The 14,387-nt window shown below is 63.9% G+C and carries 18 protein-coding genes; 12 read left to right on the top strand and 6 right to left on the bottom strand.

Annotated features, from left to right (window positions below; genetic code table 11):
* Positions 1-9 precede the first annotated feature (9 nt).
* The 3 genes from AC1RMD_RS04355 to AC1RMD_RS04345 all read left to right on the top strand — a co-directional run bounded on the left by AC1RMD_RS04355 (position 10) and on the right by AC1RMD_RS04345 (position 1,841).
* The gene (locus AC1RMD_RS04355) at positions 10-705 is read left to right on the top strand and encodes a glutathione S-transferase N-terminal domain-containing protein (protein ID WP_492923996.1); all 696 of its coding nucleotides are present in this window, start codon (positions 10-12) and stop codon (positions 703-705) included.
* Positions 706-806: 101 nt separating this feature from the next.
* Complete coding sequence (locus tag AC1RMD_RS04350; RefSeq protein ID WP_492923994.1) at positions 807-1,388, top strand: BPSL1445 family SYLF domain-containing lipoprotein; 582 nt, start codon at positions 807-809, stop codon at positions 1,386-1,388.
* A gap of 87 nt (positions 1,389-1,475) precedes the next feature.
* Positions 1,476-1,841: a glutaredoxin gene (locus tag AC1RMD_RS04345; RefSeq protein ID WP_492923992.1), complete on the top strand. Its 366-nt coding sequence runs from the start codon at positions 1,476-1,478 to the stop codon at positions 1,839-1,841.
* A gap of 82 nt (positions 1,842-1,923) precedes the next feature.
* Here the strand turns inward: AC1RMD_RS04345 and AC1RMD_RS04340 are convergent, their stop codons facing one another.
* Together AC1RMD_RS04340 and AC1RMD_RS04335 are read right to left on the bottom strand one after the other, a co-directional pair.
* On the bottom strand, positions 1,924-2,229 hold the full coding sequence (locus AC1RMD_RS04340; protein WP_492923990.1) for a protealysin inhibitor emfourin: 306 nt from the start codon (positions 2,227-2,229) through the stop codon (positions 1,924-1,926).
* A gap of 10 nt (positions 2,230-2,239) precedes the next feature.
* Entirely contained in the window at positions 2,240-3,265 is a 1,026-nt protein-coding gene (locus AC1RMD_RS04335; RefSeq protein ID WP_492923988.1) for a M4 family metallopeptidase, read from the bottom strand.
* A 132-nt stretch (positions 3,266-3,397) separates the two neighbouring features.
* Here AC1RMD_RS04335 and AC1RMD_RS04330 point away from each other — a divergent pair, with 132 nt between their 5' ends.
* From AC1RMD_RS04330 to AC1RMD_RS04320, 3 genes are all read left to right on the top strand, one after another.
* Positions 3,398-3,682: a type II toxin-antitoxin system HicB family antitoxin gene (locus tag AC1RMD_RS04330; protein ID WP_492923986.1), complete on the top strand. Its 285-nt coding sequence runs from the start codon at positions 3,398-3,400 to the stop codon at positions 3,680-3,682.
* A 77-nt stretch (positions 3,683-3,759) separates the two neighbouring features.
* Positions 3,760-4,200: a hypothetical protein gene (locus tag AC1RMD_RS04325; protein WP_492923984.1), complete on the top strand. Its 441-nt coding sequence runs from the start codon at positions 3,760-3,762 to the stop codon at positions 4,198-4,200.
* Positions 4,201-4,233: 33 nt separating this feature from the next.
* Positions 4,234-5,157 carry an alpha/beta hydrolase gene (locus AC1RMD_RS04320; RefSeq protein WP_492923982.1) on the top strand — a complete coding sequence of 308 codons (924 nt, stop codon included), beginning with the start codon at positions 4,234-4,236 and terminating at the stop codon, positions 5,155-5,157.
* On the opposite strand, the gene AC1RMD_RS04315 is transcribed toward AC1RMD_RS04320, so the two are convergent.
* Complete coding sequence (locus AC1RMD_RS04315) at positions 5,135-5,944, bottom strand: SDR family NAD(P)-dependent oxidoreductase (RefSeq protein ID WP_492923980.1); 810 nt, start codon at positions 5,942-5,944, stop codon at positions 5,135-5,137. The genes AC1RMD_RS04320 and AC1RMD_RS04315 overlap by 23 nt on opposite strands.
* A gap of 105 nt (positions 5,945-6,049) precedes the next feature.
* Here AC1RMD_RS04315 and AC1RMD_RS04310 point away from each other — a divergent pair, with 105 nt between their 5' ends.
* Entirely contained in the window at positions 6,050-6,436 is a 387-nt protein-coding gene (locus AC1RMD_RS04310; RefSeq protein WP_492923978.1) for a MerR family transcriptional regulator, read from the top strand.
* Positions 6,437-6,453: 17 nt separating this feature from the next.
* Here the strand turns inward: AC1RMD_RS04310 and AC1RMD_RS04305 are convergent, their stop codons facing one another.
* A complete protein-coding gene (locus tag AC1RMD_RS04305) occupies positions 6,454-6,675 on the bottom strand; it encodes a DUF3820 family protein (RefSeq protein WP_217944385.1) in 222 nt (73 codons plus the stop codon).
* Between the two features lie 65 nt (positions 6,676-6,740).
* Between AC1RMD_RS04305 and AC1RMD_RS04300 the strand changes: the two genes are divergently transcribed.
* The 5 genes from AC1RMD_RS04300 to AC1RMD_RS04280 all read left to right on the top strand — a co-directional run bounded on the left by AC1RMD_RS04300 (position 6,741) and on the right by AC1RMD_RS04280 (position 12,377).
* Positions 6,741-7,082 (top strand): hypothetical protein, encoded by a 342-nt coding sequence (locus tag AC1RMD_RS04300; protein ID WP_492923976.1) that lies wholly within the window; start codon positions 6,741-6,743, stop codon positions 7,080-7,082.
* Positions 7,083-7,185: 103 nt separating this feature from the next.
* Positions 7,186-8,397: an MFS transporter gene (locus tag AC1RMD_RS04295; protein WP_492923974.1), complete on the top strand. Its 1,212-nt coding sequence runs from the start codon at positions 7,186-7,188 to the stop codon at positions 8,395-8,397.
* 73 nt (positions 8,398-8,470) lie between these two features.
* A complete protein-coding gene (locus AC1RMD_RS04290) occupies positions 8,471-9,916 on the top strand; it encodes a sodium:solute symporter (protein WP_492923972.1) in 1,446 nt (481 codons plus the stop codon).
* Positions 9,917-9,967: 51 nt separating this feature from the next.
* Positions 9,968-11,839, top strand: coding sequence for a signal peptide peptidase SppA (gene sppA / locus AC1RMD_RS04285; protein WP_492923970.1), 1,872 nt, complete (start codon positions 9,968-9,970; stop codon positions 11,837-11,839).
* 1 nt (position 11,840) lies between these two features.
* Positions 11,841-12,377, top strand: a complete 537-nt coding sequence (locus tag AC1RMD_RS04280) for a GNAT family N-acetyltransferase (protein WP_492923968.1) — start codon at positions 11,841-11,843, stop codon at positions 12,375-12,377.
* On the opposite strand, the gene AC1RMD_RS04275 is transcribed toward AC1RMD_RS04280, so the two are convergent.
* Together AC1RMD_RS04275 and AC1RMD_RS04270 are read right to left on the bottom strand one after the other, a co-directional pair.
* Positions 12,346-13,617, bottom strand: a complete 1,272-nt coding sequence (locus AC1RMD_RS04275) for a sensor histidine kinase (RefSeq protein ID WP_492923966.1) — start codon at positions 13,615-13,617, stop codon at positions 12,346-12,348. The genes AC1RMD_RS04280 and AC1RMD_RS04275 overlap by 32 nt on opposite strands.
* Positions 13,617-14,339, bottom strand: a complete 723-nt coding sequence (locus tag AC1RMD_RS04270; RefSeq protein WP_492923964.1) for a response regulator — start codon at positions 14,337-14,339, stop codon at positions 13,617-13,619. The genes AC1RMD_RS04275 and AC1RMD_RS04270 overlap by 1 nt, the downstream gene beginning before the upstream one ends.
* Positions 14,340-14,387 lie beyond the last annotated feature (48 nt).

Raw genomic sequence — 14,387 nt, 5'->3', positions numbered from 1 at the left:
AATCGAGCCATGATAGATCTCTACTACGCCGCCACCCCCAACGGCTTGAAAATGACCATGTACCTGGAAGAGGCCGGTCTTGACTACCGGCTGATCCGCGTGAACATCGGCAAGGGTGAACAGTTTGCGCCGGAGTACCTGCGCATCTCGCCGAACAACAAGATCCCGGCGCTGGTGGACCACGCGCCGGCCGACGGCGGCGCGCCGCTGAGCATGTTCGAGTCCGGCGCCATGCTGCAATACCTGGCCGACAAGAGCGGCTTCGGCCTGCCGCGCGATCCGCGCGCGCGGCTGGAGGCGCTGCAATGGCTGACCTGGCAGGTGGCCGGGCTGGGGCCGATGGCGGGGCAGATCGGCCACTTCAACATCTACGCGCCGGAGACCGTGCCGTACGCCATCGACCGCTACACGCGCGAGACCGGCCGCCTGTACGGCGTGCTGGACAAGCAGCTACACGGCCGCGACTTCATCGCCGGCGAATTCTCGATCGCCGACATCGCCTGCTATCCGTGGATCGTGCCGCACCAGGGGCATGGCCAGACGCTGGCCGATTTCCCCGACCTGCAACGCTGGTTCGAAGCGATGCGCGAGCGGCCGGCCACCGTCAAGGCTTACGTCGGCGTGGAGAACGTCTATGCCCGCAAGGAGCGCACTATGTCGGCCGAAGAGCGCGCCATCCTGTTCGGACCGGCCCGGCCCGTTTGATACGGATGGGACAAAGCACGGAATCCCGGAAGATGACAGAATAGGGACGGCCATGGCAATTATGGCAACCCACAGCTCATTCATTTTTTTCGGAGACTTCCATGCAAAAACGTACTTTCCTGGTCCGTAGCACCGCAGCGCTGATGTTCGCCGGTCTGGCGCTGGGCGGCTGCACCACCACCACCTCGGCCGGCAAGGCCGATTCGGCTGCCGTGCGCACCGAGATCGAGCAGGGTTCCTACTCGACGCTGGAGCGCCTGTATTCGGAAGTGAAGGGTTCGCGCGAGCTGGTGCGCAAATCGGCCGGCGTGCTGGTGTTCCCGCGCGTGCTGGCGGCCGGCCTGGTGGTGGGCGGCGAATACGGCAAGGGGGTGTTGCGCACCGGCGGCCAGTCGGTCGACTACTACAGCGTGGCGTCGGTGTCGGTCGGCTTCCAGGCCGGCGCGCAATCGAAGGCCGTGGTGCTGCTGTTCATGACCAGGGAAGCGCTGGAGAAATTCCGCAACAGCAAAGGCTGGACGGCCGGCGTCGACGGCTCGGTGGCGCTGCTGAAAGTGGGCGCCAACGGCGAGCTCGACACCACCACCGCCAACAATCCGGTACAGGCGCTGGTGCTGACCAACGCCGGCCTGATGGCCAACCTCAACCTCGAAGGCACCAAGATCTCCAAGCTGGAGCTCTGATCCTTCAGCCGCCGGCGCGGAAAAGGCTATGCCGCCGCGCCGGTTGCGGCTACTCTTACGCTCGTCAATCATTCATGAGGAATACCGATGAGCCGTAACATCCTGGACGAAGCCCATATCCACCCAGCCGTGCGCGAGCGCGTCGGCGGCTATCACCGCGACCTGGTGGCCGAAGTGCAGGCCGCCGTGGCGGTCAACACCGTGGTGGTGGTCGGCATGGGCTTGAATCCTTTCCCGCGCAAGGCCCGCAAAATCCTCGACGGCCTCGGCACTCCCTACCAATACCTGAGCTATGGCAACTACCTGTCCGAATGGCGTCCGCGCACGGCGCTGAAGATGTGGACCGGCTGGCCGAGCTTCCCGATGATTTTTGTGAAAGGCATGCTGATCGGCGGCGCCGACGATCTGCAAAAGCTGGTCGAGCAGGGCGAATTCGCGCGCATGGTGGCCTGATGCAAACGCTGGCGTTGCTGCCCGGCCAGCGCTTCACGCGCGAACTGGATACGCGCACCGGCTATCCGGAATTGAAAATCGGCTAGTCGGGATCGACTTCGTAGAGCTTGTCGGTGAGTTCCTTGAGCGGTGCCGGCACGGCGTCCAGGTGGTAGTGGATGGCGTGCGCCTGCGGGCCCTGGTCCACCTGCAGGTCGTACAGAAAATCCGCCGAGTTTGGCGCGGGCTTGAGCAGCGTGTCCGGCAGCGCGAAAAAGTCGCAGGCGCTCAGCAGGTGCTCCAGCTCATGCGCCTGATGCGGCGGCAGCAGCGACAGATCGACGGTGCGCGTCTGCGCGCCGGCCGGGCCGGTAAATCCTCCGGTGCATCGCAACGATAAACGTGTCATACGATTTCTCCTAAACGACGCCGACCACTTTCCAAGCCGCCTGCACCGCATGCTGCTCGGCCGAATCGGCGCCGTACAGCAGCGTGGCCGCCTGCGTGGTGGCCTTGGCCATGTCGGCAAAGGTGGCGTTCGACGTCAGCAGGCCGAGCGCCTTGTACCAGACCGGACCGGCCTTGTCCCACGCGTTGCCCTTGAGCGCGATGGCCGCCGCGTAAAACGCATGGTTGGGAATGCCCGAATTGTTGTGCACATCGCCGCCGTCCACATATCCTGCCATGGTTTTCGGTTGCTCGTCGCCCGGCCAGGTTAATTCTTTGTTGCCGGGATCGGCCATCGAACGCAGCGCCTTGCCGACGCTGGGCGCCAGGATGCCGGCGCCGATCAGCCAGTCGGCCTGCTCGACGGTTTGCTTGAGCTTCCATTGCTTGACGATGCTGCCGAACACGTCCGAGATCGATTCGTTCAGTGCGCCGCTCTGGTTTTCGTAGACCAGGCCGCCGGGCACCGCATGTTGGGTCACGCCGTGGGTCAGTTCGTGGGCGATGACGTCGAGCGCGCCGGTGAAGCCGAGGAACAGTTTGCCGTCGCCGTCGCCGTAGACCATTTGCTGGCCGTTCCAGAAGGCGTTGTTGAACTTGTTCAGATAGTGGACGGTGGAATCGATGCGCAAGCCCTTGTTATCGATGGAGTTGCGCTTGAGGACTTCGCGAAAGAAATCATAGGTGGTGCCGGCGCCGTCGTAAGCCTGGTTGACGGAGGCATCGGCCACCACCACGCCGCCTTCGCTGCGCGCCAGCTTGCCGGGCAGGGTGGATTTGTGCCTGGCGTCGAAGACGGTGCGGCGCTTTTCGCCGACCGAGGTGACGCCACCGGACGGGGCCGGAGCGACCGCACGCTGGCCGCGCAGGTAGGCCGAGGTTTCGCACTGGTCCAGCAGCAGGCAGCGGTCCACCGGCGAGGCGGCGGCATCGGCCAGCTTGCGCAGCATATTGGACGAGATGATGAAGCAAGTGCAGCTGTGCGGCTCGGTCGCCATGATGATCTCCTTCGGAATTGCAATTGTGTCTTCTTTATACACTTGTTTGCTGGGGCGGGATGTCACGATTGCGTTGGTGCGGCAGCATGAGGCGCAGCGGGTTTAAAGTAGTGGTCGAAGAATGGAGGTCATATGAAATTTCCCGCTACTTTTACGTCTGAAGAAGGAAAAATTGTTGTGCGATTCCGAGACATTCCGGAGGCGATCACTCAAGGTGACAACGAAGCCGATGCTATGGAGATGGCCGAAGACGTGTTGATCTCTTCGATGGACTTCTACTTTGAAGATCAGCGCCCGGTGCCGCTGCCCTCGGCATCCGCTCCGGGTGAACGGCTAGTGTCGTTGTCGCCAGGTCTTATGCAGAAAATCCTCGCGCACAACAAAATGTTGGCTTCCAAAATCAGCACCGCAATGTGAGCGAGTCCCATGAGGGACATTGTTTTATAAAAATGATATTCTTGCATGATGTGCCAGGCAGCCATCAGGAGAATATTTTGCCATCCATTACCTTTTCAACCTATGCAGCCGTATTCGATTTTAAACAGATGGATCCGGAGACCGGCGAGGAAGGGCTCTTCGTTGAAGACCCTGCCATTCTGAAAACGCTGGACGGCCTCTGTTACGACGAGGAAGTCTTTTCGGACTTTCTGTTCGACGGCGAAGATGCTGGCGAGCTGGAAGACGCCGGCATCAGCGGCGGCAGCCTGGACTTCACACTCGACAGCGCCACTGGCCGGCTGATCGGCCGCACCGAGTACCGGCTTGAGCGCGCCCTGAACCCGGACCAGATTACAGTGCTGAAGGCCTACACCATCGGCCAATGGAGCGACGGCATCGGCTCCAATTTCTTCCAGGAGCGCATGCGGACAGGTCTTGCACCCCAGATGCTGGTCGCCGATGAAAGCGCGGTCCAGGTGGCACAGCTGGCGCATTAGATGTCGCGGAGTGGTTCAAATCGGAGTTCTTGCATGCCAAAATTCAGCATTATCTCGTTTGTGTTGGTCCTATTGATAGCCTATGTGCCGGCACAAGCTGAGACCTGGCAACCGTCGTCGGGGCAGGTGCAGGTGCCGATCTGGCCCGGCGCGGTTCCTGATGCGATAGCCGCTCCGAAGGGCGAGTCTGTTGGCCCCGGTACGGGACATGGAGGGTGGATCCAGACTCGCGATGTCAGCCAGCCGACCATGACGGTGTACGCGCCCAAGGGCCAGAACACCGAGGCGGCGGTCGTGGTATTTCCCGGTGGCGGATTCAAGGTGCTGGCCATGGATTTGGAGGGCACTGAAATCTGCGACTGGCTGACCTCGCGCGGCATCACCTGCGTGCTGCTCAAATACCGCGTTCCCAACGGTAACCATCATTGGGATGAAAAGTGCCAATGCCACGTGACGCCCAAGATTCCGCGCGCGCTGCAGGATGCGCAAAGGACGATCAGGCTGATCCGATCCAAGGCAGGGGAACTGCACATCAATCCCAATAAAATCGGGGTGATCGGCTTCTCGGCGGGCGGCTATCTGGTGGCGCAGACCAGCAATATTTTCGCGCTGACGTACAAGCCGGTCGATGCGGTTGACAAGCTCAGCAGCCGCCCCGACTTTGCGGTGGCGCTGTATCCGGGCCACCTGTGCCGCGCCGGCGGCAAGTTCGATCCCAGCATCCGCGTCACCGGGCAGGCGCCACCCACGTTCCTGTTGCAATCATGGGATGACCCGGTCGACCCGATCTGCAACAGCACCCTCTACGCGCAGGCGCTGGACAAGGCGGGCGCATCGGCGGAGGTCCATCTGTTCGCCAAGGGCGGGCACGCCTTCGGCCTCAGGGACAAAGACCATCCGGTGGCGTCGTGGCCGTCGCTGGTTGAAAACTGGCTCAAGGATATCGGGATTCTGTAGGGCGAGGCCGAAGCATGTTCGCGACGATCTGCAGGATTGTTTGCCTCGGCAGCAGCCGGGGCAAGCATCCGAGCAGGCGATTCGCTCCGCCGGGAACGACATGGCTGCGGCCGCGATCCAGTGCCAGCAAGCTGGCATTGACGACCGTATCGGCAGCCATGCGTGTGCCGACCCCAGCCTCCGCAGCGCCGACCACATCAAAGAAAGCAGTATCGGTGGCTCCCGGGCACACGGCCAGCACGCGCACGCCGCGGCTGCGATATTCCTGCCACAAGGCTTCGGAAAAAGAGAGCACGAAAGCCTTGGTGGCGCCATAGATCGCCATGTAGGGCAGGGGCTGCAAGGCGGCGGTCGACGCCACGTTGATAATTGCACCTTCTCCCCGTTGCAACATGGCTGGCAACGCCGCGTGGCTGAGCTCAACTACTGCTCGGCAATTGAGCGCAATCTCGTCGAGCTGCCGTTCCAGCGACAGCGCGTCGAAAAGGCCGTGCGTCGCAAAGCCGGCATTGTTGATCAGGATGTCAGGCGTAAGCCCCTGTCCGCTCGCCTTCGCATGGACGTCGCTGGCGGCGCCGGTCTCGGTCAGGTCGGCCGCCAGAGCGTGAGCCCGGATGCCGTGGCGCTGCGCCAGCTCTTGTGCCAGGGCGTGGAGCTTGTCCTCCGACCGCGCGACAAGTACCAGGTTCGCGCCGCGTGCCGCCAGCGTATTGGCGAAAGCCAAGCCGATTCCGGATGACGCGCCTGTTACCATGATGGTGGTGTTGCGATAGTTGAGTGGTCGCATGATGTAATGATTTGTTGAGAGAGTGCTGACTGTAAAGCGTGGACTTGGGTCCACGGTCAATCACTCTTTTCAACTGTCGGCGTTTCGACGAGAAGGAAACTGGTAATGCGCATTGGGGAGATTGCATCCCGGGCCGGCGTGTCGCGCGACACGGTCCGATTCTATGAACGCATGGGCTTGCTCAGCGAGGCAGCCCAGCCGCATTTGAGCAACAACTACAAGGAGTATTCGGCGCAGGCGTTGCGGCGCATCGAGCTCATTACCCACGCCAAGGCACTCGGCTTTACGCTGAAGGAGATCGCCGATGTGATCGGCGCCTGGGAGCAGGAAGCGCTGGCGCCAAGCACAAAACGCCTGCTGATCCAGGAAAAAATTCGTGAAGTGGAGAACAAGGCGCACTCGCTATCCGTGCTACGCGTTGCGCTGTCAGCGGCGTTGGACAAAGTGGAAAGCGGCTGCAGCGACGAGGAACCAGCGCGGCAGGCGGGGTGACGTGACGGATTGGGCGCTCAGCGCGACCGGCCCCGGCGCAGCGGATCGAGCAGGCTGCGCAGGTCGTTGTGGTCGAGCTCATACATCAGCGCGATCAGGCCGCCCAGTTCGCCGGAGGGGAAGCCTTCGCGCGCGAACCAGCCCAGGTAGTGGCCGGGCAGGTCGGCGATGACGCGGCCTTTGTATTTACCGTACGGCATTTCACGCGTCAGCAGCAGGGCAAGTTTTTCGGAATTCATGGTCGGGCTACAGTACAATCGGGTTGCTATTTTAACTATCTTAACTCTGACCGAAGAGGACTGTGATGTCATTCAAAGCCGTTTTGCTGCTGTGCGCGCTGGCCGCACCGATGGTGGCGCAAGCCGATCCACAACCTATCCCGGCCGCCAAGCGCGCCTACATCGGCGACTGGAAGGGCAAGGACATGGAGCTTAACATCGAAGCGGGCGGCAAGCTGCACTACAAGCGCAACCAGCCGGGCAAGAATATCGATCTCAACATCGATATCATCGCCTTCAATGGCGACAGTTTTGACGCCGGCGTCGGCATCATCCGCAGCACCTTCGTCGTCACCCAGCCGCCGCATCTGCACGATAAAAAGATGAAAATGACTGTCGATGGCGTCGAGTTGACCAAACTGGAGTAATGATTATTGCCCTGGACTCAAATATCTTTGCTGTTTTTGAGTCTTTTTCTCATTAAAGAAAATCCCGATACTGCATGACATTAACTTTTCAGGAGTGAATGTCATGCCTATTGCCTTGCTGGCGCTGACCATCAGCGCGTTTGCCATCGGGACCACCGAATTTGTCATCGTCGGCCTGTTGCCGACCATCGCCGCCGATCTGGGCGTGAACCTGCCGTCGGCCGGCCTGCTGGTCAGCCTGTACGCGCTGGGCGTCGCCGTCGGCGCGCCGGTGCTGACCGCGCTCACCGGCAAAGTGCCGCGCAAGGCGCTGCTGGTGTCGCTGATGGTGCTGTTCACCCTCGGCAATCTGCTGGCGTGGAAAGCGCCCGGCTACGAATCGCTGGTGATCGCCCGCATCCTCACCGGCCTGGCGCACGGCGTGTTCTTCTCGATCGGCTCGACCATCGCCACCTCGCTGGTGCCCAAGGAAAAGGCCGCCAGCGCGATCGCCATCATGTTCACCGGCCTGACCGTGGCGCTGGTGACCGGCGTGCCGCTGGGCACCTTCATCGGCCAGCACTTCGGCTGGCGCGAGACGTTCCTGGCCGTGTCCGCCTTGGGCGTGCTGGCCTTCGTCGGCAGCCTGCTGTTCGTGCCCTCGACCATCAAGCACAGCAAGCCGGCCTCGCTGCTGCAACAGGTCAAGGTGCTGGGCGAGCCGCGCCTGCTGCTGGTGTATGCGATCACCGCGCTGGGCTACGGCGGCTCGTTCACCGCCTTTACCTACCTGGCGCCCATCCTGCAGGACGTCACCGGTTTCAGCGCCAACACCGTGGGCCTGGTGATGCTGGTGTACGGCGTCTCTGTCGCGGTGGGCAATATCTGGGGCGGCAAGCTGGCCGATAAGCGTGGTCCGATCGGCGCGCTGAAGATCATCTTCCTCGGCCTGGCCGCCGTGCTGTTCGTGCTGAGCTTTGCCGCGCCGTACAAATGGCTGGTGTTGGCGACCGTGCTGGCGTGGGGCGCCGTGGCCTTCGGCAATGTCGCCGGCTTGCAGGTGTATGTGGTGCAGCAGGCCGAACACTACACGCCGCGCGCCGTCGACGTGGCCTCGGGCCTGAACATCGCCGCCTTCAACGTCGGCATCGCCGGCGGCGCCTGGGGCGGCGGGCTGATCGTCGATCACTTCGGCCTGGTGCATACCGGCTGGGTTGGTGGTTTGGTGGTACTGGGCGCGTTGGGCCTGACCGTGCTCAGCGGCCGCCTGGACCGGCTGAATCCACGGCCAGCCAGTGTCGGCGGCGAGAAATCGCTGCCTGCGCTAGCCCACTAAAAAGAGGACCGGCCGCGCAGCCAGCGCGGCCGGTGTATATTGGCGGCGAATTGAATCATTGGATCGCCTCCTCATGTCTGCTGTTTCCCTGTTTTGCCTCGTGTTCGCCTATTTCGCCTTGCTGCTGGCCGTGGCCTGGCGCACCTCCCGCAACGCCACCAACGACAGCTTCTTCATCGGTAACAAGCAGAGCAACTGGATGCTGGTCGCGTTCGGCATGGTCGGCACCACGCTGAGCGGGGTCACCTTCATCAGCGTGCCCGGCGCCGTCGGCCGCGACGGCTTCGGCTACCTGCAAGTGATTTTCGGCTACGTGCTGGGCTACGTCGCCGTCGCCTGCATCCTGCTGCCGCTGTACTACCGCCTCAAGCTGACCTCGATCTACACCTACCTCGACCAGCGGCTGGGCCACCGCTCCTACCAGAGCGGCGCCGCCTTCTTCATCCTGTCGCGCACCTTGAGCGCGTCGGCGCGGCTCTACCTGGTGGTCAACATCCTGCAAGCGACCATCCTCGACAGTTTGGGCGTGCCGTTCTGGCTGACCACGCTGGCGATCCTGGCCATGATCCTGCTGTACACCTACGAAGGCGGCGTCAAGACCATCGTCTGGACCGACACGCTGCAAACCGCCGGCATGCTGCTGGGCCTGGTGATCTGCGCCGGCTGGCTGCTGGCCCAGCTGGACCTGAGCCTGCCCGCCAGCCTGGCGGCGATGGAGGCGCGCGGCTTGACCAAGGTCGTCACCACCGCGGTCGACAGCCCCGCGTATTTCTGGAAGCAGGTGCTGGCCGGCTTCTTCATCGTGCTGGCGATGACCGGCATGGACCAGGAGATCATGCAGAAAAATATCTCGGTGCGGACGCTGCGCGATTCGCAAAAGAACATGCTGCTGCTGACCGTGATCCTGACCGGCGTACTGCTGCTGTTCATGTTCCTCGGTGGCCTGCTGACCCTGTACGCGCCCACGGTGGGCCTGGCGGCGACCGGCGACAGGCTGTTCCCGGCGGTGGTGATGCAGCACATGCCGGCCGCCGTGCAGCTGATCTTCTTCATCGGCCTGGTGTCCGCACTGTTTCCCAGCGCGGACGGCGCCATGACCGCGCTGACCTCGACCTTCTGCATCGACATCCTCGGCATGCAGCGCCGCACCGACCTGGCGGACGCGGCCAAGGTGCGCCTGCGCCATCGCGTCCACCTGGGCTTCTGCGCGCTGTTCCTGCTGCTGGTGCTGCTGTTCAAATGGGTGGACAACGCCAGCATGATCGGCCTTGTGTTGAAGCTGACCGGCTATACCTATGGCCCATTGCTAGGCCTGTTCGCCTTCGGCATCCTGACCCGCCGCAGCGTGCGCGACCGCTGGGTGCCCTTGGTTGCGCTGGCCGGACCGACCCTGTGCTATGTTATTGATTGCAATCAAAAATTTCTGTTCGGCAGCTATCGGCTGGGCCTGGAGTTGCTTATCATGAACGGCTTGCTGGTGTTCGCCGGGCTGCTGCTGATCTCCAAACCGAGACAGTAACGATGGCATGCAGTATCATTCTTGCAAATTACGCAATCACTTGGAGTACAAATGAGCAGATCCCCGTTTTCCTACATTCGTAGCGGCTTCGCCTTTTGCTGGCGCGCGCTGGACAGCGGCCGCCGCGCGTTGCTGAACCTGCTGTTCCTGCTGGTGCTGATTGTGCTGCTGTATGCCATCTTCGGCGGCGGCGCCAAGCCGCTGTCGCCCAAGACCACGCTGGTGCTGAACCTGAAGGGCCAACTGGTCGAACAGTCCAACAACAACGCGCGCGACGCGCTGCTGACCAGCGTGCGCGGCGGCGAGACCCACAAGATGATGCAGCTGCGCGACGTGCTGTCCGTGCTGGAGGCGGCCGCCAAGGATCCCGAGATCACCGGCGCCGTGCTGTTGACCGACGAGATGGAAGGCGGCGGCCAGGCCATGCTGCGTGAAGTGGCGGCCGGCATCGACCGCTTCAAGGCTTCCGGCAAGCCGGTGGTGGCCTGGGGCGCCAGCTTCGATCAACGCCAGTACCTGCTGGCCGCGCACGCCAGCGAGGTGTATCTGCACCCGATGGGCATGGTGCTGCTGGAAGGCTTTGGCCGCTATCGCAACTACTACCGCGATGCGCTCGACAAGCTGGGCGTGACGGTCAACCTGCTGCGCGTCGGCACCTACAAGAGCTTCGGCGAACCCTATATCGCCAACGGCCCGTCGCCGGCCGCGGTCGAGGCGGAATCGTACCTGAACAACGCGCTGTGGGCTTCCTACACCGGCGACGTCGAGAAGGCGCGCAAGCTGCCGCAAGGCCAGGTCATGAAAACCATCAACGACCTGCCGGCGCAAGTGGCCGCCGTCAACGGCGACCTGGCCAAGGTGACCCTGTCGGCCAAATGGGTCGACGGCCTGAAGACCAAGGATGAAGTGCGCGACATGATGATCAAGCGCGGCGCGCTCGACACCGAGGGCAAGACCTTCCGCCAGATTAACTTCGAAGACTACCTGGCCCGCGTGCACACCAAGTTCACCGGCGACGCCATCGGCGTGATCGTGGCGCAGGGCGAAATCAGCGACGGCAGCACCGGCCCAGGCGCCATCGGCGGCGACTCCACCTCCAAGCTGATACGCGCCGCGCGCGAGGACGACCATATCAAGGCTGTGGTGCTGCGCGTCGACTCGCCTGGCGGCAGCGCCTTCGCATCGGAGCTGATCCGCCGCGAGCTGGAACTGACCCGCGCCGCCGGCAAGCCGGTGGTGGTCTCGATGGGTAACGTCGCCGCATCCGGCGGCTACTGGATCTCGATGTCCTCCGACGAAGTGATCGCCGACCCGAACACCATCACCGGTTCGATCGGCGTGTTCGCCATCCTGCCGACCGCCGACAAGGTGATCGACAAGCTGGGCATCCACACCGCCGGCCAGCCGACCACCTGGCTGGGCGACGCCGGCAATCCACTGCGTCCGCTGGATCCGCGCTTCGGCCAGGTGATCCAGGGCAGCATCAACCACATCTACGCCGAGTTCACCGGCCGCGCCGCCAAGGCCCGCAAGACCACGCCGGAGAAGATCGACGCCGTGGCGCAGGGCCGTGTATGGACCGGTACGCAAGCCAAGGAGCGCGGCCTGGTCGACACGCTGGGCAGCTACAACGACGCGCTCAAATCGGCCGCCAAGCGCGCCAAGTTGACCGACTACCGCGTGGTGTATATCGAACGCGAAGCCAGCAAGTTTGACCGCATCATCGACATGGTGGGCGGTTCGGCGGCGCAGGCGGTGGCGCAGGCCATCGGCGCACAGGTCAAGCTGGGCGTGACCGCCAGCACCGGTTTGCCGCCTCACGCGGCGGCTGGCATCGTCAACGACCTGGGGTGGCTGTCGGAGATCACGGCGGCGCACAAGCCTTTCACCGCGATCACCCACTGCCTGTGCGAATCGCCTTGACATGAGCGGCGGGATCGCCATCCGCGCCGCAATGCGCGGTGACGAGGAGGCCTTGTCCGCAGTGGGCAAGGCCAGCTTCCTCGAAGCGTTCGCCGGCATCCTCGACGGCGGCGACATCATCGCGCATTGCGAGCGCCAGCACGCGGCGTCTGTCTACCGCGACTGGCTGGCCGACGACGCCATGCGCATCTGGCTGGCGGAAGCCACACCGGGCAGGGCGCCGATAGGCTACCTGGTGCTGGCGCCGGCCAAGCTGCCGGTGGCCGATCCGCGCGCGGACGACCTGGAAATCAAACGCATCTACCTGCTGCACCGCTTTCACGGCCAGCGCGTCGGCAAGCGTTTGATGGATGCGGCGGTGGCGGAGGCGCACGCACGCGGCGCGGGCCGCGTGCTGCTGGGCGTGTATGCGGAGAATCACGACGCGCTGGCGTTCTACCAGCGCTGCGGCTTTGAACGGATCGGCCAGCGCACCTTCCGCGTTGGCGATACCGATTACGATGACATCATGTTGGCGCTGTCGCTAGCGGCAATATAATCTCGAAACTGCTGCGGCCATCGGGCATCAGCACGCAACGGGCCTCGCCACCGTGACGGCGAGCGATCTGGCGCACCAGCGCCAGGCCGAGGCCCGCGCCGCTGTTGTCGCGCGTGCCGCGCCGGCGGTAGAACGGTTCAAACACCCGTTCGAATTCCGCTTCCGGTATCCCCGGACCACTATCCCAAACCGCCAGCGTGGCCAGCTTCTCGTCGCAGGCGATGCTGACGTGCGCCGGTGGCACGCCGTGGCGGTGCGCGTTCTCCAGCAGGTTGCGCAGCAGCCGGCGCAGCAGGCGCGGGTCGCCCTGCATCATGGCGGAGGCGCCGTTGAGCACCGCGTCGTCGTAGCGCGCGCATTCCTCGGCGGCCAGCGCCAACAGATCCAGCTCTTCCAGTTCCGCGTTGTCGCAGACGGCGCCGAGACGGCTGGCCAGCAGAATCTCGTCCAGCAGGTCGTTCAACTCGGCGATGTCCTGTTCCAATCCGGCGCGGCGTTTGGGATCGACGCTGTCCTTGATCAGTTCCAGCGCCAGGCGGATGCGCGCCAGCGGCGTGCGCAGCTCGTGCGAGGCGTTGGCCAGCAGCGTCTTGTGCGCGCCCACCAGTTGCTCGATCTGGTCGGCGGCGCGGTTGAAGCTTTGCGCAAGCCGCGCGATTTCGTCCTTGCCTTCGACAGGCACGCGCGCCGTCAGGTCGCCTGCGCCCAGTGATTCGACGCCTTGCTGCAAGCGCTCCAGCCGCTTGGTCAGCCGCCGTACCAGCGGGAAGGCGGCGATGCCTATGCCCAGCGCCAGTAGCAGCAGGGCGTTGTGCAGGATGGCCTTGGGCCGCGTGAAGCCCAGCGGCTCGCTGGACAGCAAACGGCGGCCATCCGGCAGGCGCACATAGGATTCGGGCGGCGGACCGCCCATGTCGTGCTGCCTCCAATGTCGCGAGGGAATGAGTATGCCGACCACCGCCAGCGGTTCCCAGTTGCGGGTGTACAGCGTCATGTTCGCATTCAGGCCGGCGGCCATGCGCGCCAGTGCGGCCTGTTGTTCGGCCGGCGGCGCATTGGCCGGCGCCAGCGAGTTCTGGATCACCATCGCCAGCGTGGCGTTGGAGCGTTCCAGCGGCCCGCCGCTGCGGTGCCACACCAGCACCACGGCCAGCGCGAACAGCAGCAGGCTGAAAAGCAGGGCCACGTAAAAACGGAAGTAGAGGCGTGGCAGGCCCCAACTGAAGCGTGAGGCGGCCATCAGTCCTGCACCTTGGCGAACAGGTAGCCGGCGCCGCGCACGGTGATGATGCGGCGCGGTTTCTTGGGATCGTCTTCGACGGCGGCGCGGATGCGCGACATGTGGACGTCGATCGAACGGTCGAAGGCTTCCAGCGGTTCGCCCTTGAGCAGCTCCATCAGGCTGTCGCGCGACAGCACGCGGCCGGCGTGGCGGGCCAGCACCAGCAGCAGGTCGAACTGGTAGGAGGTCAGCTCGCACGATGCGCCGTCCAGCCGCGCGGCGTGGGCCGCCGGGTCGATCTCCAGCCGGCCGAAGCGCAGGAATTCGGCGTCGCGCTGGGCCGCGCCGTCGGGCTGGTGGCGGTGCTCGACGCGGCGGCGCAGGATGGCGCGCAGGCGGGCCAGCAGCTCGCGCGGTTCGAACGGTTTGGGCAGGTAGTCGTCGGCGCCGATCTCCAGGCCGACGATGCGGTCGATGGCGTCGCCGCGCGCGGTCAGCATCAGCACCGGAATGTCGGACACGGCGCGCAACTGGCGGCAGACATCGAGGCCGTCCATATCGGGCAGCATCAGGTCCAGGATCACGGCGTCGACGTCGCCGGCCGCGATGTGCTCCAGCGCAGCGCGGCCGTTGGGCGCGTGCGTGACGCGAAAAGCCGCCTGGCTCAGATACTCGGTGAGCATCTCGGCCAGGCGGGGGTCGTCTTCGACCAGCAGAATATGGTCAGGCATGGGGTTCATGGTTGAGGTTCACGCAGACCATTCTACGGACAGGCGACCCGCTTCACA

The sequence above is a fragment of the Duganella sp. GW822-FHT06D06 genome (assembly GCF_058799615.1).
Note: the sequence above shows the minus strand (reverse complement) of the source record. Positions and strands in the feature narration are given on the sequence as shown.